Genomic DNA, 24412 nt, shown 5'->3' on the forward strand with positions numbered 1-24412 from the left:
GGGTCCGTGGATCGGTTGACCGGGCGCAACCGTTGTGATTCCATCGGCGCAGTCACCGCGCGCGACCGCGAGCGCGCAATCCAGGAAATTCCATCATGTTGAAGCTATCGTCGTTGCGGTCCACCGTGCTGCTCGCGGGTGGCATCCTGCTCACGGTGGTCGTGCTGATCGCCTCGGAGGCCGGCAATATCCGGCTGCGCCAGGGGTATTCGCAAGTCATCCGCTCGCAGAACGTGCAGAGCGACATCAGCGCGCTGCTGGCCGAACTGGTCAACGCCGAGGCGGGCCAGCGCGGCTACCTGCTGACCGGCAAGGAAAGCTATCTGGAGCCGTACCATCGCGCGATCCCGCGCATCAACACGCTGATGAACGACATCCGCAACCGCTTCGCCGACGACCCCGAGGCGTTGAAGCAGTTCGGCGAGGCGTCGCTGCTGATCAGCCGCAAGCTGACGGAAATGGAGCTGACGCTGATCTACGGCAAGCGCGATGTCGAGGTCGCGCTCGATCTGATCCGCACCGACTTCGGCAAGCAGACGATGGAGAAGGCGCGGCTCGGCCTGGAGACGCTGCGCGCGCGCTCCGCCGCGTCGGTGTCGCGCAATCTCGAGAACGCCGACCGCGACATCAACCTGTCGCGCTACGGCATCGGCCTGCTGACCGCGATCAACATCGTGCTGCTGGTCATCGTCGGCTTCCAGCATTCGCGCCGGCTGGCGGTGTCGGAGGCCGCGCGCAGCGAGCTCGAGGAGGAAAGCGCGCGGCTGGACCGCATGGTGCGCGCGCGCACGCGCCAGTTGTCGGCGCTGGCCTCGCACCTGCAGCGCGTCACCGAGGATGAGAAGACGCGGCTGGCGCGCGAGCTGCACGACGAACTCGGCGCGATCCTGACCGCCACCAAGCTCGACATGCACTGGATCCGCCGGCGCCTGCAGAACGACTATCCCGAGATCCAGGAAAAGATCACGCGCGTGATGCTGCATGTGGACCAGGGCATCCAGATCAAGCGCCGGCTGATCGAGGACCTGCGCCCCACCGTGCTGCTGAACCTCGGCCTGAAGGAAGCGATCGCCCAGCTGGTCGAGGAAGTCGGCACGCGCAACCACTGGCAGACCGAGGTCGAACTCGATCCGTCGGTGCCGCCGCTGCGCGATGCCGCCGCTATCGCGCTGTACCGCATCGTGCAGGAGTCGCTGACCAACGCGACCAAGTACGCGGAAGCGAGCCGCGTGTCGGTCGCGCTGACCCGCACCGACGATCATCTGCTGCTGAAGGTCAGCGACAACGGCCGCGGCCTGCCGGCCGATATCGAGACGCGCCGCACCTCGGGCCACCATGGCCTGCTCGGCATGGAGCAGCGCGTGATCGCGCTGGGCGGCACCCTGCAGATCGATTCGACGCCCGGGGCAGGCGTCACGATCCGTGTCGAGGTGCCGCTGACCGACGCCGTGGTGGCCCCGCCGCCGTCGCTGGACGAGGACGACGCGCCGCTGCCGCACGAACTGCCGATGGCGGCGCCGGCGCAGGCGGAAGCGACGCCGCCGCGGCCGGCCGCCCCCGGCACCGAGCCGTCGCCGGCCCGCCCCACCGGAGCGCCGCAGCACGGCCACGGCGCATGAAAAAAGGAGCCTGGAAAGGCTCCTTTTCGATGGCTGCGCCGGGACGCATTACATCTTGCGTTTGGTTTCCTCCGCCGAGCCCTGCATCTTCTCGCCGCCCCTTTCGATGTCCTTGCCGGCACCGGCGATGGTGTTGCAACCCGTAATCAGCGTGACACCGGCAAGTGCGAACAGCGCGATCAGCTTTTTCATGACGATCTCCTTTGCTTGGCGAGGGGTGCGGCGCGTTGCCGCGACGGAAAAAAAATTTGCTGCTCAAGGATCGGTCCATGGAGCTCAGCACGAGTCGTCGTCGCCGGCCGCCAGCCTCAAGCCATTCGGCCGAACTCAGGACGGTGCCTGCGCGTATTCCTCGATCACGCGGAATACCTGTTCGAGCTCGAGCGACTTGTCGAAAAAATAGTCGGCCCCCGCTTCGGCGCACTGACGCCGGTAGGTAGGCACCTGCGCATGATTGGTGTAGACGATCCGGATGCCCGGCGCCTGCGCCTTCTGGATCGCCCGCAGCACGTTGATACCGTTGCCCTGTCGCAATTGCAGGTCGACGATGACGACCTCATACCTGCCGCTTTCGAACAGGCGGATGGCAGTGCTTTCGGTATCCGCCCAATCGACGGTCTCGACGAAGGAGAATGCGTTCAAGTACTCCAGCAACATGCTCCGCAGGACCGCCGAGTCCTCGATCAGTAAGACCCGCAGCGTACGGTAGGGAGTTGCCGCGGCTTGATCCAACATGGTTCGATGGTAGCAATGGGGCCAGGGGCCAGGTATCCGGGTCCGTCCTACAGCACCGCCGCCGGCCCCTTTGTTGCGGGACGAACGGCTTGCCGTCTATTCGACCAGGCCGTTCTTGATCGCGTAATAGGTCAGATCGGCATTGGTCTTCATGCCCATCTTTTCCAGGATGCGCGAGCGGTAGGTGCTGACCGTCTTGACGCTGAGGAACAGCTCGTCGGCGATCACCGAAACGGACTGCCCGCGCGAGAGCTTGCAGAAGATCTGGAATTCCCGTTTCGACAAGGTCTGGTGCAGCGGCTGGTCGGTCGGCTTCTCCAGCCCGCCGATCAGCAGTTCGGCCACGGTCGGGCTGACATAGCGCCGGCCCTGCGCGACGGTGCGGATCGCCTTGACCAGATCGTCGGGCGCGCTTTCCTTGGTCAGATAGCCGGACGCGCCGGCGCGGATCAGATTGATCGCGTACTGGTCCTCGGGATAGGTCGACAGGATCAGCACCGGCAGGTCGGGATGCCGCTGGCGGATCAGCTTGAGCACGTCGATGCCGTTGCGGTCGGGCATCGAGATGTCGAGCACCACCACGTCGAACTCGGTTTCGCGCAGCCGCGCCATCACTTCGTCGCCGCTGGCCGCCTCGCCTTCGACGCGAATATCCGGTTCGTCGGAAATGAACTGGCGCAGACCGGCACGGACGATCTGGTGATCGTCGGCGATCAGGACGCGAATCATGAAGTTTCCCCCCTGCGATGGTATTGCCCGGACGCCGGGGCCAGGCTGTGTTTGGCCTGTTGCATTGTAGTCATTACAAAGCACCGGGAATGTCGGTGTCAGGCTGACAATGTGGCGTGCCAATGGCGCCCGGCACGACGGCGTTTCTTTCCAAACGACATATCGCGGCGGGCGGCATGACTGGCCCGGCATATCTCGCGGAACAGAGTCAGCAGGTGTTCAAACCGGGGATTTTTTTGATATCGGTGCCGCGTTTTCCGATGGCAATCTCGCAGCCTCCCGGGGAGCGCGCTCCAATCCCTGCTCCCGCCATCCCTCCCCGGCAATCCCACTCCTTTACCACATGCCCGCCCAGACCACTTCCATGGCAGTGCCCGCCCACCCGCCGGCACCTGCCGCGCCTTCGCCCCGCCTCGCGCCCACCGCCGCGACCCTGCGCTGCAAGAGTGTGCGCGACGTCAGCCATCTCGATGCGACGACGATGAGCGCGCTGCGCCTCGGTGGAAACCTGATGATAGGCAAGCAGGCCTTCAGCGTCCGACTGGACAACGCAGCGGACAAGCCGCGCTACGTCGTGCAGGCGCTGGCGCGATCGGGGAGCGGCGAGCGCGCCATGACCCCGGCAGCGGAAGCGAGCCGGCAGGCCCAAGCCGCCATGCTGGCGACGCGGCTGGCCAATCGCCACGCGCAACTGGCGGACCGCGTGCACCGCTTCACCAGCGATCGCCATCTGGTCGAACTGTGCCGCGCCTTCGCCATCAGCCGCGATCTGAACATGCTGCCGTTCAAGGAGTTCCTGGCGAAATGCAAGGACGGGGCGAAGCTGCGCTATCACGGCCAGGACTACTACGTGCACGTGGAGCCCGGCAAACGGGGCATGGCCGACGCCACCGCAAGCCTGGTGCCGATCGGGCAGCCGACGACGCCGCTGGCGCGGCTGCTGCAGGCGCTGCGCAACCTGTTTCGCAATTCGTCGCCGCCGCCGGTTCGAACGATCGAACAGCTGCTGACGCGCGCGTTGCGCACCTGCCATGCGGGCGACGGCGCATCGGCCGACTCGCCGTCTCCGGCCGCCGGCCGTGCGCGGGTCGAGGCCGCGCTGCGGGCGACCGAAGTCGCCAGGCGTGTCGCGCCTAGCACGGTCCCCGATCTGCGAGGCGCAAAACTGGCCCGCGCCGACCTGACGAAACTGGATCTGAGCGGCGCGCTCCTGGCTGACGCCGACCTGGAGGGCGCGCTGCTAGGCGGTGCCACGCTCGCGTCCGCCGACCTGTCCGGCGCCAATCTGGCGAACGCCGATCTGGAGGATGCGCGCATGGCCCGCGCCAACCTGCGCCACGCCAATCTGGCGAAGGCACGCCTGTCCAGGGCCGCGCTGCCCGGGGCGGACCTGTCGCAGGCGAACATGACCGAAGCCAGTCTGATCGGCACGACGCTGCGCGAGGCACGGCTCGAACACGCCAATCTGTCGAGGGCTATCGTGTCGTTCGCGCTTTTTGCGGGGGCGCAGATGGATGGCGCGGCGCTGACGGCCTGCTACGGCACCACGCCGATTTTCGTCCGTGCCAAGGTGACCAACGCGGAGTTCGGCTACGCCTGTCTGCCGGATGCGCGCTTCGACAATGTCGACCTCGCGGGCACGACCTTTCACCACGCCACCTTGCACAATGCGCACTTCAATGAAGCCGGTCTTGGCGGCGCCGACTTCGGCGGGGCCGCCGTCGAGGGGGCACGATTCAGTCGCGTCGACGTCGGCGATGGCAAGTGTCTGCTGACACTGTCGCTGCAGGCGAGCAGCGACTTTTCCATTCGGATCCGCGACGTCGACGAAGCGTTGGCGCAATTGACAACAGGCGCGCCGTTGCGGGATCTGCCGCCGTCTCCGCGCGCCCGGCGTACGATCTCGGAGTATCTGTTCCAACTCGCCTGCGGCTGCCGGGACGACGTGCGGCGTTGCGCCGCGTTGCGCAACTGGCTGCTGGAGCATCCGCAGTACGAAGCCGAGGCGGCGCGGCAGGTCCTGCGGCGCCTCTATTGGGAAGCCGAACGATCGGCCGACTCCCGCCCGCTGGCGTGGCCGGAAACGGCCCCATTGCTGCCGGGATTGATGCACGACGCCATCGGCTCGCTGGGCGAGGGCAACCGGGCTGCCTGGGCGCGCAAGCACGCGGGGCTGGTGATGCAGCTCGTCTTTCTCGCCGCGCGGCCCGATGCGCCGGCATCGGTGGCGCAACGAAAGACCGCGCTGATGGACGCGTACCGCGCGACATTGCCGCCCGCCCTCGCCGATACGGTGGCCCGGCTCGAGAAAGACGAGGGCGAAACGTTCTTCCCGATCGTCGGCGATGCAGGCCAATATGCGCTGCTGGTGGCGCCGGAATATTATGGTTGCCTGATTCGCGGCGAGTCGCTCGAGCAGAGTGGCGTGTCGTCAAGTCAGGGGGCGCTGCCCCCGACCTGGCAATCGATGCTCCGGCTGACCGCGGTTGCCGAGCCGGGGAACACCGGCGCGCAACGCTATGACGTTGGCGGCGTTGCGGACATCGGGAAGGATCTGGCCGCCTGCCCATTGCTGCACAACGCCTACGCCGGAGCTAATCGGTCGCACCAATGGCATGACGGGCTTCTTGCCGTCCTGCCATTTGGCAGTGAATACCTGACCGATTTCCGGTCGGCAATCGCGGACAACCACGCCGTCCGACGGCTTGTCGATCATGAACACCAGCAGGCGCTGGCGTATCGTTCCAACGAGGTGCTGATCGGCGAGGGAAAGGATGTCCAACCGACCCCCGCCCATCTGGAGGCGCTGCTCGACACCATGCCGTCCCATCGCGAGGACCCGGCATGCCAATCGCATTTCCTGTGGTGTGTTGCCGCCGTGCTGGCCCGGCTGTCTTCCGACGCATTCCTGGGCACCAGCAATGATGGCCCGTTTGCGCTGAGGCGCTATGCGGCGGCGTTGGGCAATGCGGCCATCCGCATCGACGCGTCCATGGCCTCCGTGCGCCGCAACTACATCGAGCGGCTGCTTTCGGACAGATGTACCGACGAGCTGTCCACGCACATGCTGCTCGACTTGTCCTTGAAACAGACCGACAACACGCGCGAAATGGAGGTCTTCGATACCGTGTGGCCATCGAAGTGGCGCCCTCATCTGCGCAACGTGTTGGCACGCGCAAGGCAACAATAAAAAAGGGCGGAGATCCTCGATCCTCCGCCCCCCGGCAGCGCGGCGATTCGACGCCGCGCTGGCCCGCTTGCTCGCGGGCGATCCCTCTACTGAATCTACTGGATCCAGCGAACTTACTGAACCTTGGCCGACGCGCCCGCGCCGACCGTGGCCGAGGTGCCGCCAGTCGCGCCACCGACCAGGCCGCCCACCTTGCCGGCGGTGCCGCTGACCGTATCGCCAACGGCGCCGACCGTCTTGTCGGCGGTGCCTTCCACCGCGCCGACCGTGTCCTTGGCCTTGCTCTTGGTCTTGCCGTGCGCGTCGTGGGCCTTCGACTTGGCCTTGCTGCCGGCGGTGGCCGCACGGTCCTTGGCGCTCTTGCGGGTGTCGTCGATTTCGCCGGCCTTGTCGTTCAGGCCCGCCTTGACGCCGGTATCCATGTTCGCGCGGCTTCCTGCGACTTCAGCGCCCGCGTTCACGCCGGCGTTGGCGCCGGCCGACGGAGCCGTTGCCGTCGGCGCGGTCAGCGAGCCGGCGGCGCCGCCGGTCGCACCGGCTTGCGTACCTTGCGCCATGGCCAGCGACGAGGCGGCGGCGATCGACAGGGCGGACAGCGAGATCAGCAGTTTCTTCATGGAGTACTCCTTTCGAATGACTGTGCGGCGAGGCTTTCGCCGCGGGTTGTCGCCTGGAGAGCGAGACCTCAGTCTAGGGAGCACCCCACCGCGATGCTGTGAGGAGATGTAATGCGCTGTAAGGAGTCGTGAGCGGGCACACCGGCCGCGGCACGCTCGCGATGGCGGCTTTCGCCAGTCCCGTCAACGACTTGCGGCGTGGCGCCGCGCGCCGACGGCGCCTGCCGTGGCCGCGCGGCTTCGCACACCGTTACAGGTTCGGCGCGAGCGCGCGCTCGAGCGCGGTCCGGTCTTCGTGCCGGCGCGCCACCATGTCTTCCAGCTGGTCCTGCCCGATCTTGCCGACCGAGAAGTAGGTCGCTTCGGGATGTGCCAGATAGAAGCCGCTGACCGAGGCCGCCGGCGTCATCGCCAGCGCGTCGGTCAAGCCCATGCCGATCTCGCCGGCATCGAGGACCTGGAACATCGGGCCCTTGACCGTGTGCTCCGGGCAGGCGGGATAACCGGGCGCGGGCCGGATGCCGCGATAGGCTTCCGCGATCAGCTGTTCGTTGTCGAGCGATTCATCGGCGGCGTAGCCCCACAGGTCGCGGCGAACGCGCGCGTGCAGGCATTCGGCGAAGGCCTCGGCGAGACGATCGGCGAGCGCCTTCAGCATGATCGCGCTGTAGTCGTCATGGTCGGCCTCGAACTGGGCTTCCTTCTTGTCGACGCCGATGCCGGCGGTCACCGCGAACAGACCGACATAGTCGGCGATGCCGCTGTCCTTCGGCGCGACGAAGTCGGCCAGGCACCGGTTCGGCCGGCGCACGCCGTCGACCACCGGCCGCTCGCTCTGCTGGCGCAGGTTGTGCCAGGTCAGCGCGACCTGGCTGCGGCTCTCGTCGGTGTAGATTTCGATGTCGTCGTCGTTGACGGTATTGGCCGGCAGCAGCGCGATCACGCCGTTGGCGGTCAGCCAGCGGCCCTGGATCAGCCGCGCCAGCATCGCCTTGCCGTCGGAGAACACCCGGCGCGCCGATTCGCCGACGATCTCGTCGTTCAGGATCGCCGGGAATTTGCCGGCCAGGTCCCAGGTCTGGAAGAACGGCGCCCAGTCGATGTAGTTGGCCAGTTCCGCCAGGTCGTAGTTGCGGAACACGCGGCGGCCGATGAATTTCGGTTTCGGCGGCACGTAGCCGCTCCAGTCGACCGGCGTCTTGTTCTTGCGCGCCTCGGCCAGCGTCACCATCGGCACGGCCTTCTTGTTCGCGTGCTGCGTGCGGATGCGCTCGTAGTCGGCGCGCAGCTCGTCCAGATAGCGCGTCGCGCCCTCGTCGGACAGCAGGCTCGAGGCCACGCTGACCGAGCGCGAGGCATCGGGCACGTAGACCACCGGCCCTTCGTAGTTCGGCGCGATCTTGACCGCGGTGTGCACGCGCGAGGTGGTCGCGCCGCCGATCAGCAGCGGAATCTTCTTGACGCGGAAATAGTCGTCGCGCTGCATCTCGGAGGCGACGTAGGCCATTTCCTCGAGCGACGGCGTGATCAGTCCGGACAGGCCGATGATGTCGGCGCCCTCGACCTTGGCCTTGGCGAGGATCTCGTTGCACGGGACCATCACGCCCATGTTGACGACCTCGAAGTTGTTGCACTGGAGCACCACCGACACGATGTTCTTGCCGATGTCGTGCACGTCGCCCTTGACCGTGGCGATCACGATCTTGCCGCGCGCGCGCACGTCGCCGCCGGCCTCGGCCAGCAGGCGCTTCTCCTCTTCGATGAAGGGCAGCAGATGCGCCACCGCCTGCTTCATCACGCGCGCGCTCTTGACCACCTGCGGCAGGAACATCTTGCCGGCGCCGAACAGGTCGCCGACGATGTTCATGCCGTCCATCAGCGGGCCCTCGATCACCTCGATCGGGCGGCCGCCGCGCGCGGCGATCTGCTGGCGCGCCTCCTCGGTGTCCTCGACGATGAAGGTGGTGATGCCGTGCACCAGCGCATGCGCGAGGCGGTCGGCCACCGGCACCGGCTTCTCCGGCGTGCCGCGCCATTCGAGGTTCTCCTCGCGCTTCGCGCCGCCGCCCTTGTAGCGGTCCGCGATCTCGAGCAGGCGGTCGGTCGCGTCGGCACGGCGGTTCAGCACCACGTCCTCGACGCGCTCGCGCAGCTCGGCGTCGAGCTGGTCGTAGACGCCGAGCTGGCCGGCGTTGACGATGCCCATGTCCATGCCGGCCGCGATCGCGTGATAGAGGAACACCGTGTGGATCGCCTCGCGCACGACGTCGTTGCCGCGGAACGAGAACGAGACGTTCGACACGCCGCCGCTGACCTTGGCGTACGGCAGGTTCTGCTTGATCCAGCGGGTCGCCTCGATGAAGTCGACCGCGTAGTTGTTGTGTTCCTCGATGCCGGTCGCGACCGCGAAGATGTTCGGGTCGAAGATGATGTCCTCGGGCGGGAAGCCGACCTCATTGACCAGGATGTCGTAGCTGCGCTTGCAGATCTCGGTCTTGCGCGCGAACGTATCGGCCTGGCCCTGCTCGTCGAAGGCCATCACCACGGTGGCCGCGCCGTAGCGGCGGATCAGCGTGGCGTGGTGACGGAATTGCTCCTCGCCTTCCTTCAGCGAGATCGAGTTGACCACGGCCTTGCCCTGCACGCATTGCAGGCCGGCCTCGATCACCTCCCACTTGGACGAATCGATCATGATCGGCACGCGCGCGATATCGGGCTCGGACGCGATCAGATTCAGGAAGCGCACCATCGCGGCCCTGGAGTCGAGCATCGCCTCGTCCATGTTGACGTCGATGATCTGCGCGCCGTTCTCGACCTGCTGGCGCGCGACCGCCAGCGCCTCGTCGAACTGGCCGTTCAGGATCATCCGGGCGAAGGCCTTGGAGCCGGTGACGTTGGTGCGTTCCCCGACGTTGACGAACAGGCTGCCCTCGCCAAGCGTGAACGGCTCCAGGCCGGACAGGCGCATCGGACGAGCGGGACGGGTATCGGTAGACATGGCGGACTCAGGTTCGGGATCGGATGCGCGGCGCGCCGGCAACGGTTGCGTTCGGCGGCGCGCCGGTAAGGCGTGGGCGGCGGGACGACCGGGATGCCGGTCAGGCCGCGGCCGCTTCGTCGCGGTACTGGCCGGGCCAGGCGCGCGGCTTGCGGTTGGCGACGCGCTGTGCGATCGCGGCGATATGCTCGGGCGTGGTGCCGCAGCAGCCGCCGACCAGGTTGACGAGCCCCGAGGCGGCAAACTCGTCGACCAGCGACGAGGTGACGTCCGGCGTCTCGTCGAAGCCGGTATCGCTCATCGGGTTCGGCAGGCCCGCGTTCGGGTAGCACGAGATCGCGGTATCGCACAGCTTGGCCAGCTCGGCGATGTACGGCCGCATCAGCGTCGCGCCCAGCGCGCAATTCAGGCCGAACGTGATCGGGCGCGCGTGGCGCAGGCTGTTCCAGAAGGCCTCGACGGTCTGGCCCGACAGGATGCGGCCCGAGGCGTCGGTGACGGTGCCCGAAATCATCACCGGCAGCCGTTCGCCGGTGTCCTCGAACAGCTGGTCGATCGCGAACAGCGCGGCCTTCGCGTTCAGCGTGTCGAAGATGGTCTCGACCAGGAACACGTCGGCGCCGCCTTCGAGCAAACCCTTGCCCTGCTCGTAGTACGAATCGCGCAGCTCCTCGAAGCTGACGTTGCGCGCGCCCGGGTCGTTGACGTCCGGCGAGATGCTGGCGGTCTTCGGCGTCGGGCCGAAGGCGCCGGCGACGAAGCGCGGCTTGTCGGGCGTACTGTAGCGATCGCAGGCCTCGCGCGCGAGCCGGGCCGCGGCCACGTTCATCTCGTAGGCCAGGTCCGCCATCTTGTAGTCCTCCTGCGCGACGCGCGTCGCGCCGAAGGTATTGGTCTCGATGATGTCGGCGCCGGCGGCCAGGTACTGCTCGTGGATTTCGCGGATCACCGCCGGGCGGGTCAGCAGCAGCAGCTCGTTGTTGCCCTTGACGTCGACCGGATGCGCGGCGAAACGCTCGCCGCGGTATTCGGCCTCGCCGAGCTTGTAGCGCTGGATCATGGTGCCCATCGCGCCGTCCAGGATCAGGATGCGCTCGCGCAGCAGCCGCGGCAGTTGCGCGGCGCGGGTGTACGGCCGCGCCGGGGGACCGGCCTGCGGGCCTGCCTGCGAGCCCGATGCATTGGCGGATGCCATGCCGGACGATTCAATGGTTGCAGCGCTCATGGCTTCACTGGCCTCGGTGATGCTGGAAAAGTGGTCGATTTTATCAGTTACGGCACCTTGCCGGCCCTTGCCGGGCTTCCTTGCCCGCGCCTACACTCGGGCAGATCGACCCACCGACCGACACCGCCGGACACCACATGCAACACCTTGCCCCGCAAGAGGCCCAGGCCCTGCTGGCCGAACACCCCGACGCCCTGTTCATCGACTGCCGCAGCGAGATGGAATACCTGTTCGTCGGCCATCCGACCGGCGCCTTGAACGTGCCGTGGAACGACGGTCCGGACTGGGAGGTCAATCCGCACTTCGTGCAGGCGGTCAAGAAGCTGGCCGGACAGGCGTCGGCGCGGCCGGTGCTGCTGATCTGCCGCAGCGGCAACCGCTCGACGGCCGCGGCGCAGGCGCTCGAAGGCGCCGGCTTCACCACCGTCTATAACGTGCTGCACGGCTTCGAGGGCGATCTGGACGCGCAGCGGCACCGCAATACGGTCAACGGCTGGCGCTTCGAAGGGCTGCCGTGGGAGCAGTACTGAGAGACTGGCCCGGCGGGGTGGCGGCGTGCTGACCCGCCCGCATGCGCAACCCCGATAAAAAAACCCGCGCCGTGGCGCGGGTTTTTTGCAGCAGCGGTGCGTCGTCAGTGCATCGCCAGCGAGTGCGTCATTACCGTATCGAACTTGCCAAGAAATTCGTCGACCTCTTCCACGGACGGTTCGCTCTCGATCAGACGTTGCACATCGGCGCGGAAATGCTCGGCCAACTGGCCGCCAAGGAAGATCTCGCGCTTCATGTTCTTGTCGACGATCTCGTAACCGCCGGAGGCAAGGGGGGCATGCTCGACGTCGGCACCAAACTCCACGATGCAGTAGTTGTCGCTGTTATAGATCATTTGCATGGCGCACCTCCGGGCTATGGGACGGGCGGAAGGTTTGTTGATTCTTGCGGCAGCCGGTGGGAGCGCCGGCTTCCTTCCGCGATTTCACCTCCAAGCTGAGGGCATGAAGACGCTTTTCAAGCGCATGCCTCGCTGGGCGCTGGCGTGGTGCCCGTTGCCGTTGCGCCCGCTCATCAGGTTGGAGCCGTCCCCGAGGCGGCAAGTTCGTTTCCTCTGCCGAAAAGAGGGTTTGTCCTACGAAGCGTGTACTCGACGCCTACGAAGGCCGCCGGAACGACCGCTCGACAGGTCCGGCGACGCTCACGGCGTGTCGCACTGTGCCCCGCATGCCGCCTTGCACAGAAAAGCGTCGAGAACGGCATGAAACCGCTCCGCTTGCTCGATCGGCGACAAATGGGCGGCGTCCGGCAACACCTCGAACTGGGCGGCCGGGATGCCATCGGCAATGGCCCTGGAGTCGGCCACGGGACAGCCCTGGTCCTTGTCGCCGACCACCACCAGCGTCGGGCAATGGATGCGGGCGAGCGCATCGGCCTGGTCGAAGCCAAGAATCGCCAGGCAGGCGCCGACATAGCCGCGGACCGGCGTGGCGAGCACCATCTGCCGGATCCGCTCGACCTGATTGGGGTGCGCGGCCCGGTACGGGGCGGTCAGCCAGCGTTGGAGCGTCGCATCGAGCACTCCGGCCATCCCGTGTGCCTCGACGTGGCCGATGCGCTCGTGCCACATCGGATGGGCCTGGCGCGGGGTGCGGCAGACCGTGTCCACCAGCGTCAGCGAGTGCAGCCGCTCCGGATAGCGGACGGCCAGCGTCTGGCCGATCATGCCGCCCAGCGAAATGCCGACGAAATGCGCCTGCGGCACGTCCAGTCCGTCCATCAGCGCGGCCACGTCGTCGGCCATGCGCAGCATCGAATAGGGCCCGACCGGCGCGTCGCTGCGGCCGTGGCCGCGCAGGTCGTAGCGCAACACCCGATAGCGCGGTGCCAGATGGGCCGCGGTGGCATCCCACAGCGTGTGATCGCAGGCCAGGCCGTGGCACAGCACGACCCACGGGCCTTCGGTGCCGTCGATGCGGGCGTGCAGCGTCACGTCGCCGGCGATCACGCGATGGGTTTCGGAGGCCGGCGGGTGGGCGGCGGAGCTGGAGCCTGCGCTTGATTCCCGGCTTGATCCCGGGCTTGATCCCGCAGCCGCGTCAGGCGTGGTGGTGGGCGGCAAGGTGTCGGTCATCGGTGTCCTCCTGTCGGGGTGGGTCGGCGGCGACGCATCGCGCGGGAGCGTCGCGGCAGGCACGCCGGTCGGCTCCGATCCTTCCAGACTAGGGCTCGGCGCCGCGCAGTACCAGATCGATCTGCGTGCCGTCGGGCTCCGTCTGCCGCAGTTTGACCGGCATCCAGCCGACCGATTCCGCCAGCCAGACCTCGACGCGGCGGCGGTCGTCCGCGCGCCGCGGCAGGCGGATGAAGTGCTTGGCGCGCACGAACCCCGCGCCGGTCTCGATGTCCTCCTCGCCGACATACTGGACCCGCATCGGCTCGACATCGCTGGTGTCGGCGACCTGGAACGTCTCGGTGACAACCGGCGCGGCATAGCGCTGTGGATTGCCGCGCACCAGGCCGACCAGCTGCAGGAACACGCTGAAGCGGTCCTGCGCGCCGTCGGGCAGCGGCGCCTGGCCGCCGCGCGACTCGAACACGATCGCGTTGGCGGCGCGGTCGAAGCGCGTCACCTGGCTGCGTTTGCGGCGCTCCTCGACGTAGCGCTCGGGCGCCAGCCCTTGCTCGCCCAGCGCGCCGGTGCTGTGGAAAGCGAAGCGGAACCACAGCATGCGGGTTTCGACCGACAGCTGGTAGCGCCCACCGCCGTGCTGCCAGCGGATGGTGCCGTCGGGGTTCTCGACGCCGTTGACGAAGCTGGCGTAGCGCAGCGTCGCCGACGGAGGCGCGGCGTAGCGCAGCGCATCGGCCGGGGCCGGCGCCGGGGCCGAACCCGGACCCATACCCGTGCCGCCCGCGCCGCCCGCGCCGCCCGCGCCGCCTCCGGCCGCGACGCTGCCCGCACCGCCAGGCGAGGTCGCCAGCGGCGGCGCTTCGGTGGGCGCCGGCGGACCAGGCGCCGGTTCGGCAGCGGGTTCAGGTTCCGGCGTGGCAGCCGGCGCGGGAGCGGGTTTGGGAGGGGAACGACGGGGACGCGGCGGCGGGGTCGGTGCCACGGCAACGGGCTTGGGCGGCAGCAGGATCGCCTCGAGGGCCGGCGTGTCGACCGCGTCCAGCGGAATCAGCGGGCCGGGCATCCGCACCAGTCCGATCAGCACCACCGCATGGGCGATCAGCACGACGGCCAGCGCGACCGCCCAGCGCAGGCGGCGCGCGCGTTTTGCGTCAGGCGTGACCGGCGGTTCCGGTCGGCGGGGTCCCGCCAAGATATCCAAGCTCCGTCGAGATCCGGTGTGCGATCCCGCGCACCTGGCGGTCGATCGCTCCGCCCCATTCTGCATCGAATACCGTCTGCGCGCCCAACACGATCAGCGCCATCGAGACATGGCCGCTGGCATCGAATACCGGAAACGAGATCGCGTTGATGCCGGGCAGCACGCCGCCCAGCGTGCGCGCCGCGCCGTGCGCCCGCACGTCGGCGCACACCGCGTCGTAGTCTGCCAGCGAGCGCGGCAGGTCCGGCAGATTGTCGTCGCGGCGCTCGTTCAGTTCACGCTCGATCAGCGGCAGCGTCTGCTGGCGCGGCAGATAGGCGCCGAACAGCCGTCCGGTGGCCGAATTGAGCATCGGCATCACGTCGCCCAGGCGCAGGCTGACGGTGACCGGATGGCTCGACTCCTCCCAGTGCACCACGGTCGGCCCGTGGTTGCCCCAGACCGCGATGCCGACGGTCTGGTCGATGTCGTCGCGCAGCTGGGACAGGATCGGCCGCGCCTTCTTGACCGGATCGAGCCGGTTCAGACCGGCCAACCCCAGCTGCAGCGCGAAGGGGCCAAGGTCGTAGCGGCCGCTGACCGGGTCCTGCGCGACCATGCCCAGACGCTGGAAGCTGACCAGATAGCGATGCGCCTTGGCCGGATTCATGTCGGCCGCGGCGGCCAGGTCGCGCAGCATCATCGCGCGCGGCGACGCGGCCAGCGCCTTGAGCAGCTGGAAGCCCACTTCGATGGACTGGATGCCGGTGCGCAGCTTGGCGTCGTCTTCTTCTAGGTCGGTCATGCGTCGAATCGGGACGGGCGGGATGGACGGGAGTCAGGGCGCGTTTGCCGCGCCGGCATGCGGCGCCTTGCCAAACGAGCGGCAGGCAAGCGCGGCAATATAGTTCGATTCCGTCACGTCGCGCTACGCCTCGATCCGTAAATTTACTATAGCGAAATCGATTTACCAGTTTTTAATCCGTCGCTAGACTGCGCAAGGCGTGCCCGACCACGCCCGAACCGGCACCATGCCCGTACAACTACATCCCGGAGACCCGCATGCCAGCCCCGCTCGCCGCTGCGCCCACCGCGCGCCTTTCCCTGCCGATCCTGCGTCGCCTGCTGAACGCCGCCGTGTTGAGCGCCGGCGCGCTGGCGGCCATCGCCGCCGCCCTGCCTCGCCCAGCCGCGGCGCAGCCTGCCTGGCCGAGCCAGCCGGTGCGCTGGGTCGTGCCCTATCCGGCCGGCGGCGGCACCGACGTGGTGGCGCGCACGCTGGCCCAGGCGGTCTCGCCCGCGCTGGGCAAGCAGGTGGTGATCGACAACCGGCCGGGCGCGGCCACGATCGTCGGCGCCGACACCGTCGCGCACAGCAAGCCGGACGGCTACACGATCCTGACCGCCGACACCGCGACGCTGGCCGCCAATCCGTCGCTGTACCGCAAGCTGCCGTACGACCCCGCCAGGGACTTCGTCCATGTCGGCATGATCGCCCGATTCCCGCTGATCCTGGTCGCCAATCCGAACTTCCCGGCGCGCACGCTGAAGGAGGCGGTCGACTACGCGCGCAAGAACCCGGACAAGGTCAATTTCGCCTCGCCGGGCGCCGGCAGCCCGCACCACCTGGCGATGGAGCTGTTCATGGAGCAGACCGGCATCCGCATGACCCACGTGCCGTACAAGGGCGCGGCGCCCGCCGTGCAGGATCTGCTGGCCGGCCAGGTGGACCTGATGTTCCTCGATCTGGCGGCCGGCCAGCAGAACGTGCTCGGCGGCAAGCTGCGCGCGCTCGGCAGCGCGACGCCGAAGCGCCTGGCCGCGCTGCCGCAGGTGCCGACGGTGGCCGAGGGCGGTGTCGCCGGCTTCGAGGCCTATGCCTGGCAGGGCGTGGTCGCGCCGGCCGGCACGCCGCAGCCGGTGGTCAGCCGGCTGAACGCCGAGCTCGTCAAGGCGCTGAAGCAGCCCGAGGTCCAGAAGCGCTTCGAGGGCATCGGCGTCGAGCCGGTCTCCAGCACGCCCGACGAGTTCGCGCAGTATGCGCGCGGCGAGGCCGAGCGCTGGGGCAAATTGATCAAGGCCAAGGGCATCACGGTAGACTGACGGCCTCGCGGCGGCCGGCACAGCCGGCGCCATCCCCCATCCGGACGCCGGCGCCATGCCGGCGTCGTTCTTGATGCAGGAATCCCGATGAAACTGGCCACCCTGAAGGACGGCTCGCGCGACGGACAGCTCGTGGTCGTGTCGCGCGACCTGAAGACCGCGCACTATGCCACCGACATCGCCGGCAAGCTGCAGACCGCACTGGACGACTGGCACTTCCTCGCGCCGCAGCTGCAGGATCTGTACGACGCGCTGAACGCCGGCCGCGCCCGGCATCCATTCGCATTCGATCCGCGCCAATGCATGGCACCGCTGCCGCGCGCCTACCAGTGGGCCGACGGCTCCGCCTACGTCAATCACGTCGAGCTGGTGCGCCGCGCGCGCGGCGCCGAGATGCCGCCGGAGTTCTGGACCGACCCGCTGATGTACCAGGGCGGCGCCGACGATCTGCTCGGCCCCTGCGACGACATCGTCTGCGCCAGCGAGGCCTGGGGCATCGACTTCGAGGCCGAGGTCGCGGTGATCACCGGCGACGTACGCATGGGCGCCACGCCCGAGCAGGCGGCCGAGGGCATCCGGCTGCTGGTGCTGGCCAACGACGTGTCGCTGCGCAACCTGATCCCGGCCGAACTGGCCAAGGGCTTCGGCTTCTTCCAGAGCAAGCCGGCCACCGCGTTCTCGCCAGTCGCGGTGACGCCCGACGAGTTGGGCGACGCCTGGCGCGAACGCAAGGTCCATCTGCCGCTGACGGTCTGGTGGAACAGCAGGAAGGTCGGCTGGCCCGACTGCGGCACCGATATGGTGTTCGATTTCGGCCAGCTGATCGCCCACATCTGCAAGACGCGCAATGTGCGGGCCGGCAGTATCGTCGGCTCGGGCACGATCTCCAACGTCGACCGCAGCAAGGGCTACTGCTGCATCGCCGAGAAGCGCACGCTGGAAACGATCGAGAGCGGCGCGCCGGTGACGCCCTTCATGCAGTACGGCGACGCGGTCAAGATCGAGATGTTCGACGCCCAGGGCCGCTCGATCTTTGGCGCGATCGACCAGGTGGTGGCGGCGCCGGCCTGAGCGCGGGCTCGGCTGGCGGCCGATCGCCGCGGCGATCAGCCTATAATTCCCCGACCGCCCGGTTGGGGAATTCGCGCAGGCCTTCAGCGGGCGCCGATTTTCTCCCTGCCGGGTGCGCGCGGCGGCTTGCCGCGCCTTCCTCCACCCGCCAGGAGCCCACCCGCGATGTCCACCACCCCAGCCGCCACCCCAGCCGCCGATCCAGCCACTGATCCAGCCACTACCGGCACCGCCCCTTCCTCGCGCTACGACCGCTATCAGGCGCTGACGCTGCGCCAGCACGGCCCCATTCTCGAAATCGTGATGGGCGCGCAGCAATCGGCCAACCGCAAGCTGGCCACCGCCGACGCCAACATGCATCGCGAGCTGGCCGAGATCTGGCGCGATGTGTCGGCCGATCCCGAGATCCGGGTCGCGCTGATCCGCGGCGAGGGCAAGGGCTTCTCGGCCGGCGGCGACCTGGCGCTGGTCGAGGACATGGCCAACGATTTCGAGACCCGCTCGCGCGTCTGGCACGAGGCGCGCGACCTCGTCTACAACGTGATCAATTGCGACAAGCCGGTGGTCTCGGCGATGCACGGTCCCGCGGTCGGCGCGGGTTTGGTCGCCGGCCTGCTGGCCGATATCTCGATCGCGGCGCGCACCGCGCGCATCGTCGACGGCCATACGCGGCTGGGCGTTGCCGCGGGCGACCACGCCGCGATCGTCTGGCCGTTGCTGTGCGGCATGGCGAAGGCCAAGTACTATCTGATGCTGTGCGAGTCGGTCAGCGGCGAGGAAGCCGAGCGCATCGGCCTGGTCTCGCTGGCGGTCGACGAGAGCGAGCTGGTGGCCAAGGCCTTCGAGATCGCCAACCGGCTCGCCGAAGGATCGCAGAGCGCGATCCGCTGGACCAAGTACGCGCTGAACAACTGGCTGCGCATGGCCGGGCCCGCCTTCGATACCTCGCTGGCGCTCGAGTTCATGGGCTTCGCCGGACCCGATGTCCGCGAAGGCGTGGCCAGCCTGCGCGAGAAACGGCCGCCGCGCTTCGGCGCGTAAGCCGGAGCGTGCAGCCGGACAGTCAGCGCGCCACCCAATGACGATGGCCCCACCGCGGAGCACAGACCATGTTTGGACAGATACCCGATTTCAACGACGGCTTCGAATTTCTGCGCAAGATGTGGGGCAACGCGGCGGGCATGCCGACCGGGCTGATGCCGGGCCTGCAGGCGATGACGCCGCCGATGGATCTGGACGAGGTCGACAAGCGCATCCATGACCTGAAGGCGGTCGAAAGCTGGCTGCAGCTGAACGCGAACCTGCTGCGGACGACGATCCAGGGGCTCGAGGTCCAGCGCGCGACGCTGGTCGCGCTGAAGACGGTCGGCGAGGCGCTGTCGCCCGAGGCGCTGCAAAGCGCGATGGAAAACGTCGCGCGCGCGGCCAACGCGCCGAGCGCGGCGCCGCCGCGGCGTCCGGCTTCAGCGCCCCCCGCCCAGCCGGCGGCGGGCGCGGAGGGCATCGATCCGAGCGATCTGGCGGACATGGCGGAGATGGAAGCGACGCCGGATCAGGACGAGGATGGCGACCAGGCTGCGCCGGACCACGAAGCGCCGCCTGAACCCGGCGCGCAACGAGCCAGGGCATCGCAGTCCGCCAATGCCTCGCCCCCGCCGCAGGCCAATCTGTGGTGGGACATGCTGCAGCAGCAGTTCAACCAGATCGCCAGCAGCGCCGCCGCCGCGAGCCTCGCGTCGCTGAACAATCTGGGCGCCTTCGGCGCCGGCCAGCCGGGCACCGGCGCGGCGGCCCAGGGCAGCGGCCAGGCGGGTACCGCGGGCGCGAGCGAACCGGAACAGCCGGCGCAGTCCGGCACGGGCTCCGCGAAGCCGACGGCCAAGGGCCGCACCAGGACGGCGGCGAAGGCCGCGGGCAGCAGGGCGACCCGCGCGGCAAACGACGGCACCACGGGCGGGACAGGCCGCGGTGCGAAGGCCGGCGCGAATGCCGGCACGAATGGCGCCACCAATGCCGCCACCAACGGCGCCACCAATGGCCCCTCGAATGGCCCCTCGAATGGCGCGGCGCCGGCCGGCAAGAGCGCGAAGCCCGCGCGCCGTGGCAAGGCCAACAACGGACACTGACACCCGGAGGCGCCTTGGCAGCGAGCAAGACCACCGCGGTGATCCTGATGGGCGGCGGCGCGCGCGCCGCCTACCAGGCCGGCGTGCTGCGCGGCATCGCACGCATCGCCGCCCGCCATGGCGTGGGGACGCGCAATCCCTTCGACGTGGTCTGCGGCACCTCGGCCGGCGCGATCAACGGCGCGGGCCTGGCGATCGATGCCGGCGACTTCGATCGCGCCACCGAAACGCTGGCCGCGCTGTGGTCCAGCATCCATGCCGAGGACGTCTACCGCACCGACGTGCTGCGCGTCGGCATCTCGGGCGCACGCTGGCTGTCGGCGCTGGCGGTCGGCTGGGCGCTGCAGCACGCGCCGCGCGCGCTGTTCGACAACAAGCCGCTGGACAGCCTCCTCAGCGAACTGTTCGATCCCGAGCGCGTGCAGGCCAGCCTCGACGCCGGCCACCTGCAGGCACTGGCGATCACCGCGCTGTCGTATTCGACCGGCCGGCACGTGACCTTCTACCAGTCGCACCGCCGCATCCAGCCCTGGCGCCGCAGCCAGCGACTGGCGGTGGAGGCGCGCATCGGCGTCGACCATCTGCTGGCCTCGTCGTCGATCCCCTTCCTGTTTCCCGCCACGCCGCTGGAGCTGGACGGCCATCATGAGTGGTTCGGCGATGGCACCATGCGGCAGATGTCGCCGCTGTCCCCGGCGATCCACCTCGGCGCCTCGCGCATCCTGGCCATCGGCGCGGCCTCGGCGCCGCGCGCCGGCTGGTACGACACCGTGCCGGCGGGCGGCTATCCGTCGCTGGCGCAGGTCGGCGGCCAGGCGCTGGCCAGCATCTTCCTGGACGGCCTGTCGACCGACCTCGAGCGGCTGCAGCACATCAACACGCTGCTCTCGCGCATGCCCGAGATCGCCAACGATCGCGAAGGGTGGCGGCCGGTGCAGGTGATGACGATCGCGCCGAGCGAGCCGATCGAGGCGCTGGCGATCGAACACGTCAAGCGGCTGCCCCGCACCGTGCGCGCGCTGCTGGCCCCGCTGGGCGGCACCGAGGCGAAAGGCGCGGCATTTGCTAGCTACCTGCTGTTCGAGCCCGAGTTCACGCAGGCGCTGATCGCACTCGGCGAGCGCGATGCGCAGGCGCAGGGCGACGAACTGGCCGCTTTCCTCTATGGCGTGATCCCCGGCACGCCGGCCGCGAGCAGCGCGCCGGCGATCAGCGAGGCAGGCTCCCCGCCCGCCTCGGCGCTGGCCTGACGCCGTTTTCGCGGTTTTCACAGTGGCGACAGCTGACTTCGGCAGGCTGCTGCCCGGTCCGCCATTGGGAGGCGGCATCGAACCGGTCGCACGGCAACTTGCGAACGGCCAGCAAAAGGTCTATAGGAATGATTCGCATCTGGTAGAATCTGCCCGTAATTTCAAAGGCTTACCATGCTCTACCCCGAACTGTTCAAATCGCTGGAAGCGGTCCGATGGCATATGGACAAGGACATCCCCTGGGATTCCTTCGATGCCAGCCTGCTGACGGACGATCAGGCGAAAACCATCCGCATGAATGCGATCACCGAGTGGTCCGCCCTGCCGGCCACCGAAATGTTCCTGCGCGACAACCGCCACGACTCCGACTTTTCGGCGTTCATGAGCGTGTGGTTCTTTGAGGAGCAGAAGCATTCGCTGGTGCTGATGGAGTACCTGCGCCGCTTCCGCCCGGATCTGGTTCCGACCGAGGAAGAACTGCACGCCGTGCGCTTCGAATTCGATCCGGCGCCGCCGCTCGAAACGCTGATGCTGCATTTTTGCGGCGAAATCCGCCTGAACCACTGGTATCGCCGTGCCGCCGAATGGCACACCGAGCCGGTGATCAAGCATATCTACCGCACGCTGTCGCAGGACGAGGCGCGCCATGGCGGCGCCTACCTGCGCTACATGAAGAAGTACCTGAACCAGTTCGGCGACAACGCGCGCTCGGCCTTCGCCAAGATCGGCGTGCTGATGGCGTCGGCGCGCCGCACCGAGAAGCCGCTGCACCCGACCAACCTGCACGTCAACAAGGCGCTGTTCCCGAACGACACCGTGCAGTCGCGCCTGCCCGACCCGGACTGGCTCGAGCACTGGCTGGACAAGCAGATCCGCTTCGACGAAGGCTGGGAGAAGAAGGTCATCGAACGCATCCTGCACAACATGTCGCTGCTGTTCGAGCGCACCTTCGAGACCGTGCAGGACCTGAACCGCTATCGCAAGGAACTGAACGCGCGGCTGCAGGCCAATGGCGGCACCACCGCCGCCGAAGCCTGACGCCGGCGCCGTCCTTGCGATGACGCTGTCCCCTCCGGCCTTCGAGGCCAAGCTCGCCTCGACCGACGATCCCCAGGCGCTGCAACGGCGCCTGGCGGCCTTGCCGCGCCCGATGGTGTTTACCAACGGCGTGTTCGACATCCTGCATCGCGGCCATGCCACCTATCTGGCCCAGGCGCGCCAGCTTGGCGCCTGCCTGGTGGTCGGCGTCAACAGCGATGCCTCGGTGCGGATGCTGGGCAAGGGCGACGACCGCCCGCTCAATGGCGAGGCCGACCGCATGGCGCTGCTGGCCGCGCTCGAATCGGTCGACCTGGTGCTGATGTTCGGCGAGAAGACGCCGGTCGAGCTGATCCGGCTGGTACGCCCCGACATCTACGTCAAGGGCGGCGACTACGACATCGATACGCTCGAAGAGACCCGGCTGGTGCGCGGCTGGGGCGGCCAGGCCCACGCGATCCCCTTCCTGCACGACCGCTCGACCACCAAGCTGCTGCACAAGGTCCGGCGAGGCGGCTGAGGCCGCCCGCTGCCGGTCTCACGCCCATCGAGCGGCGTGGGCCTTCAAATCGCGCGCTGCTGCGCGGCCATCACCGACAAACCCAGCAACACCAGGTTCTCGTGCCGCTCGAACGGCAGCGTCAGCGCGCCCGCCAGCGCCTCGCGCGCGCCGCCCGACAGCAGGCAGCGGGCCGGACCGCGCCGCGTCAGCGCGCTCCAGGCCCGTTCGATCGCGCCGGCCTGCGCCGCCAGGCAGCCCGCGGCGATCGCGTCGCGGGTGTTGTCCGCCCACGCCGCGGCGGCTTGGGCCTCGGAAATCTCGACCGCGGGCAGCTGCGCGGTATTGCGCGCCAGCGATCCCATCATCAGCGCCAGGCCCGGCAGGATCATGCCGCCGGCGAAGCGCGAGCGCGCTGGCGTGCCTTCGCCGCTGCCACTGCCACTGCCACTGCCATCCGAAGCCAGCACCACGTCGATCGTCGTCGCGGTGCCGGCCGTGACGATCAGCAGATGGCCGTCGCGCAGATGGTGGCGCGCGCCGATGGCGCCGATCCAGCGGTCGACGCCCAGCTGGCTCGGTTCGCGATAGCCGTTGTCCAGCGTGCCGTGCGACGCGGTGGCGCGGGCCCAGTGCACCGCCGGCGGAGTGCCGAAGACATCGGCCAGCAAGGCGTCGACCTCGGCCGCAATGACCGGGCCGGCCACGTTGCTGATCCAGACACCGCGCGGTGCGCCTTCGGCATCGGCCAGCTGGCGCAAGTCCGCCGCCAGCGTGGGCAGCGCTTCATGGACGCAGGCGCCGCCCGCGCGCCACGGCACCGGCAGCGCGCCGGTGGGCGAGGCATCGAGCGGAGCCGCCCTGCACCAGGCCCACTTCAGGCGCGTATTGCCGATATCGATCAGCAACACGGTGCCGCTCGCCCTGGCTTGCGCATCGTGGTTCGCGCTCATCGCGTCCCCTCGCCGGCAGGCCGCAATGACAGTTCGCCAGAGGCGATCCGCTGCAACCCGCTTGCCGTCTCCAGCAGCAGATGACCTTCGCCATCGACGCCGCGCGCCATGCCCTCGGCCTGCACCGCGCCGTCGTGCAGCAGCCGCACCGGCTGGTCGCGATAGGCGTCGCGCGCCGACCAGCGCCGCGCCATCGGCGCGAAGCCGTCGGCAAGGAACGCGATCCGCATCGCGGCCAGCCGGTTCAGCACCGCGGCCAGCAGATCGGTCGGCCCATGCTTCGGATCGAATCTGTCCATGCATTCGGTGACGCCTGCCAGAGACCGTCCGAGCGCGGCCTCCATCGCGGCATCGCGCACCAGGTTCAGGCCGATGCCGACCACGGCCCATACCCGCTGCGGGCCCGCGGGCACCGACTCGATCAGGATGCCCGACAGCTTGCGGCCGTCGATCTGCAGATCGTTCGGCCATTTGAGGCCGACCGCCTTGCCCAGCCGCGCGTCGACGTCGTTCAGCGCCTCGGCCAGCGCCAGCCCGACCGCGAGGCTCAGCCCGGCCAGCCGCGCCGGCGGCAGCGCCAGCGGCAGCGCGACCGAGAACGTCATGCCGGCCTGGCCCTGCCAGGGCCGCCCCTGGCGTCCGCGTCCGGCGGTCTGCCGGTAGGCGAGCCGCAGCATGGCGGCCGGCAGCATGTCGCCGTCGGCCCACGGCGTGCGCCGGCAGGCCTGGACCAGATCGGCGTTGGTCGAGCCGGTCTCGTCGACGATCTCGAGCTGCCACCGCGCCGCGTCCTCGACCAGCGCGGCCCGCAGGCGTACCGGATCGATGCGCCAGGCAGGCGGCAAGGAGGACGAAGGCGCGGGGGAATCGGCCGAGGAATCGGCGGAGGAATCGGCGGAGGAATCGGCCGGGAAATCGGTGGGGGCGGCGGTCATGCGGGCGGAGGAGGCAGCA

The 24412-nt window shown here is 68.6% G+C and carries 22 protein-coding genes; 10 read left to right on the plus strand and 12 right to left on the minus strand.

Annotated elements, in window-relative coordinates:
- Positions 1 to 95: 95 nt before the first annotated feature.
- Complete coding sequence (locus M1D55_RS24180) at positions 96 to 1619, plus strand: CHASE3 domain-containing protein (protein ID WP_456282022.1); 1524 nt, start codon at positions 96 to 98, stop codon at positions 1617 to 1619.
- Positions 1620 to 1667: 48 nt separating this feature from the next.
- Here the strand turns inward: M1D55_RS24180 and M1D55_RS24185 are convergent, their stop codons facing one another.
- The 3 genes from M1D55_RS24185 to M1D55_RS24195 form a co-directional block, all read right to left on the minus strand.
- Complete coding sequence (locus M1D55_RS24185) at positions 1668 to 1811, minus strand: entericidin A/B family lipoprotein (RefSeq protein WP_006579379.1); 144 nt, start codon at positions 1809 to 1811, stop codon at positions 1668 to 1670.
- 135 nt (positions 1812 to 1946) lie between these two features.
- Positions 1947 to 2354, minus strand: coding sequence for a response regulator (locus M1D55_RS24190; protein WP_023263511.1), 408 nt, complete (start codon positions 2352 to 2354; stop codon positions 1947 to 1949).
- A 96-nt stretch (positions 2355 to 2450) separates the two neighbouring features.
- Positions 2451 to 3083, minus strand: coding sequence for a response regulator (locus tag M1D55_RS24195; protein ID WP_006579377.1), 633 nt, complete (start codon positions 3081 to 3083; stop codon positions 2451 to 2453).
- Positions 3084 to 3447: 364 nt separating this feature from the next.
- On the opposite strand from M1D55_RS24195, the gene M1D55_RS24200 reads away from it, so the two are divergent.
- Positions 3448 to 6273 carry a pentapeptide repeat-containing protein gene (locus tag M1D55_RS24200; protein WP_456282023.1) on the plus strand — a complete coding sequence of 942 codons (2826 nt, stop codon included), beginning with the start codon at positions 3448 to 3450 and terminating at the stop codon, positions 6271 to 6273.
- 113 nt (positions 6274 to 6386) lie between these two features.
- On the opposite strand, the gene M1D55_RS24205 is transcribed toward M1D55_RS24200, so the two are convergent.
- From M1D55_RS24205 to M1D55_RS24215, 3 genes are all read right to left on the minus strand, one after another.
- Positions 6387 to 6890 carry a hypothetical protein gene (locus tag M1D55_RS24205; protein ID WP_023263509.1) on the minus strand — a complete coding sequence of 168 codons (504 nt, stop codon included), beginning with the start codon at positions 6888 to 6890 and terminating at the stop codon, positions 6387 to 6389.
- A 250-nt stretch (positions 6891 to 7140) separates the two neighbouring features.
- On the minus strand, positions 7141 to 9888 hold the full coding sequence (metH, locus tag M1D55_RS24210; protein ID WP_082928413.1) for a methionine synthase: 2748 nt from the start codon (positions 9886 to 9888) through the stop codon (positions 7141 to 7143).
- A 100-nt stretch (positions 9889 to 9988) separates the two neighbouring features.
- A complete protein-coding gene (locus tag M1D55_RS24215) occupies positions 9989 to 11083 on the minus strand; it encodes a homocysteine S-methyltransferase family protein (RefSeq protein WP_023263508.1) in 1095 nt (364 codons plus the stop codon).
- 167 nt (positions 11084 to 11250) lie between these two features.
- On the opposite strand from M1D55_RS24215, the gene M1D55_RS24220 reads away from it, so the two are divergent.
- The gene (locus tag M1D55_RS24220) at positions 11251 to 11643 is read left to right on the plus strand and encodes a rhodanese-like domain-containing protein (protein ID WP_006579975.1); all 393 of its coding nucleotides are present in this window, start codon (positions 11251 to 11253) and stop codon (positions 11641 to 11643) included.
- A 104-nt stretch (positions 11644 to 11747) separates the two neighbouring features.
- On the opposite strand, the gene M1D55_RS24225 is transcribed toward M1D55_RS24220, so the two are convergent.
- The 4 genes from M1D55_RS24225 to M1D55_RS24240 all read right to left on the minus strand — a co-directional run bounded on the left by M1D55_RS24225 (position 11748) and on the right by M1D55_RS24240 (position 15223).
- Positions 11748 to 12005 carry a BTH_I0359 family protein gene (locus tag M1D55_RS24225; protein WP_006579976.1) on the minus strand — a complete coding sequence of 86 codons (258 nt, stop codon included), beginning with the start codon at positions 12003 to 12005 and terminating at the stop codon, positions 11748 to 11750.
- Positions 12006 to 12305: 300 nt separating this feature from the next.
- Positions 12306 to 13112, minus strand: a complete 807-nt coding sequence (pcaD, locus tag M1D55_RS24230; RefSeq protein ID WP_064574892.1) for a 3-oxoadipate enol-lactonase — start codon at positions 13110 to 13112, stop codon at positions 12306 to 12308.
- Between the two features lie 214 nt (positions 13113 to 13326).
- Positions 13327 to 14430: a DUF3108 domain-containing protein gene (locus M1D55_RS24235; protein WP_456282024.1), complete on the minus strand. Its 1104-nt coding sequence runs from the start codon at positions 14428 to 14430 to the stop codon at positions 13327 to 13329.
- Positions 14390 to 15223, minus strand: coding sequence for an IclR family transcriptional regulator (locus tag M1D55_RS24240; RefSeq protein WP_006580140.1), 834 nt, complete (start codon positions 15221 to 15223; stop codon positions 14390 to 14392). Before M1D55_RS24240 ends, M1D55_RS24235 begins: the two co-directional genes overlap by 41 nt.
- Positions 15224 to 15480: 257 nt before the next feature.
- Here M1D55_RS24240 and M1D55_RS24245 point away from each other — a divergent pair, with 257 nt between their 5' ends.
- The 7 genes from M1D55_RS24245 to rfaE2 all read left to right on the plus strand — a co-directional run bounded on the left by M1D55_RS24245 (position 15481) and on the right by rfaE2 (position 22526).
- Entirely contained in the window at positions 15481 to 16521 is a 1041-nt protein-coding gene (locus tag M1D55_RS24245) for a Bug family tripartite tricarboxylate transporter substrate binding protein (RefSeq protein ID WP_232206192.1), read from the plus strand.
- A gap of 87 nt (positions 16522 to 16608) precedes the next feature.
- On the plus strand, positions 16609 to 17592 hold the full coding sequence (locus M1D55_RS24250; protein WP_006579914.1) for a fumarylacetoacetate hydrolase family protein: 984 nt from the start codon (positions 16609 to 16611) through the stop codon (positions 17590 to 17592).
- A gap of 165 nt (positions 17593 to 17757) precedes the next feature.
- Positions 17758 to 18633 carry an enoyl-CoA hydratase/isomerase family protein gene (locus tag M1D55_RS24255; RefSeq protein ID WP_006579915.1) on the plus strand — a complete coding sequence of 292 codons (876 nt, stop codon included), beginning with the start codon at positions 17758 to 17760 and terminating at the stop codon, positions 18631 to 18633.
- 68 nt (positions 18634 to 18701) lie between these two features.
- On the plus strand, positions 18702 to 19718 hold the full coding sequence (locus M1D55_RS24260; RefSeq protein WP_456282025.1) for a PhaM family polyhydroxyalkanoate granule multifunctional regulatory protein: 1017 nt from the start codon (positions 18702 to 18704) through the stop codon (positions 19716 to 19718).
- 47 nt (positions 19719 to 19765) lie between these two features.
- Positions 19766 to 20968 (plus strand): patatin-like phospholipase family protein, encoded by a 1203-nt coding sequence (locus tag M1D55_RS24265; protein WP_232206213.1) that lies wholly within the window; start codon positions 19766 to 19768, stop codon positions 20966 to 20968.
- Positions 20969 to 21142: 174 nt separating this feature from the next.
- Positions 21143 to 22006 (plus strand): ferritin family protein, encoded by an 864-nt coding sequence (locus tag M1D55_RS24270; protein WP_006579757.1) that lies wholly within the window; start codon positions 21143 to 21145, stop codon positions 22004 to 22006.
- A 25-nt stretch (positions 22007 to 22031) separates the two neighbouring features.
- Entirely contained in the window at positions 22032 to 22526 is a 495-nt protein-coding gene (gene rfaE2 / locus M1D55_RS24275) for a D-glycero-beta-D-manno-heptose 1-phosphate adenylyltransferase (RefSeq protein WP_456282764.1), read from the plus strand.
- A gap of 44 nt (positions 22527 to 22570) precedes the next feature.
- Here rfaE2 and M1D55_RS24280 read toward each other — a convergent pair whose 3' ends face one another.
- Both M1D55_RS24280 and M1D55_RS24285 read right to left on the minus strand, forming a co-directional pair.
- Positions 22571 to 23458 carry a type III pantothenate kinase gene (locus tag M1D55_RS24280; protein ID WP_456282026.1) on the minus strand — a complete coding sequence of 296 codons (888 nt, stop codon included), beginning with the start codon at positions 23456 to 23458 and terminating at the stop codon, positions 22571 to 22573.
- A complete protein-coding gene (locus M1D55_RS24285) occupies positions 23455 to 24393 on the minus strand; it encodes a biotin--[acetyl-CoA-carboxylase] ligase (protein WP_456282027.1) in 939 nt (312 codons plus the stop codon). The genes M1D55_RS24280 and M1D55_RS24285 overlap by 4 nt, the downstream gene beginning before the upstream one ends.
- Between the last annotated feature and the right edge of the window lie 19 nt (positions 24394 to 24412).

The organism is Cupriavidus sp. JZ107 (assembly GCF_053903255.1).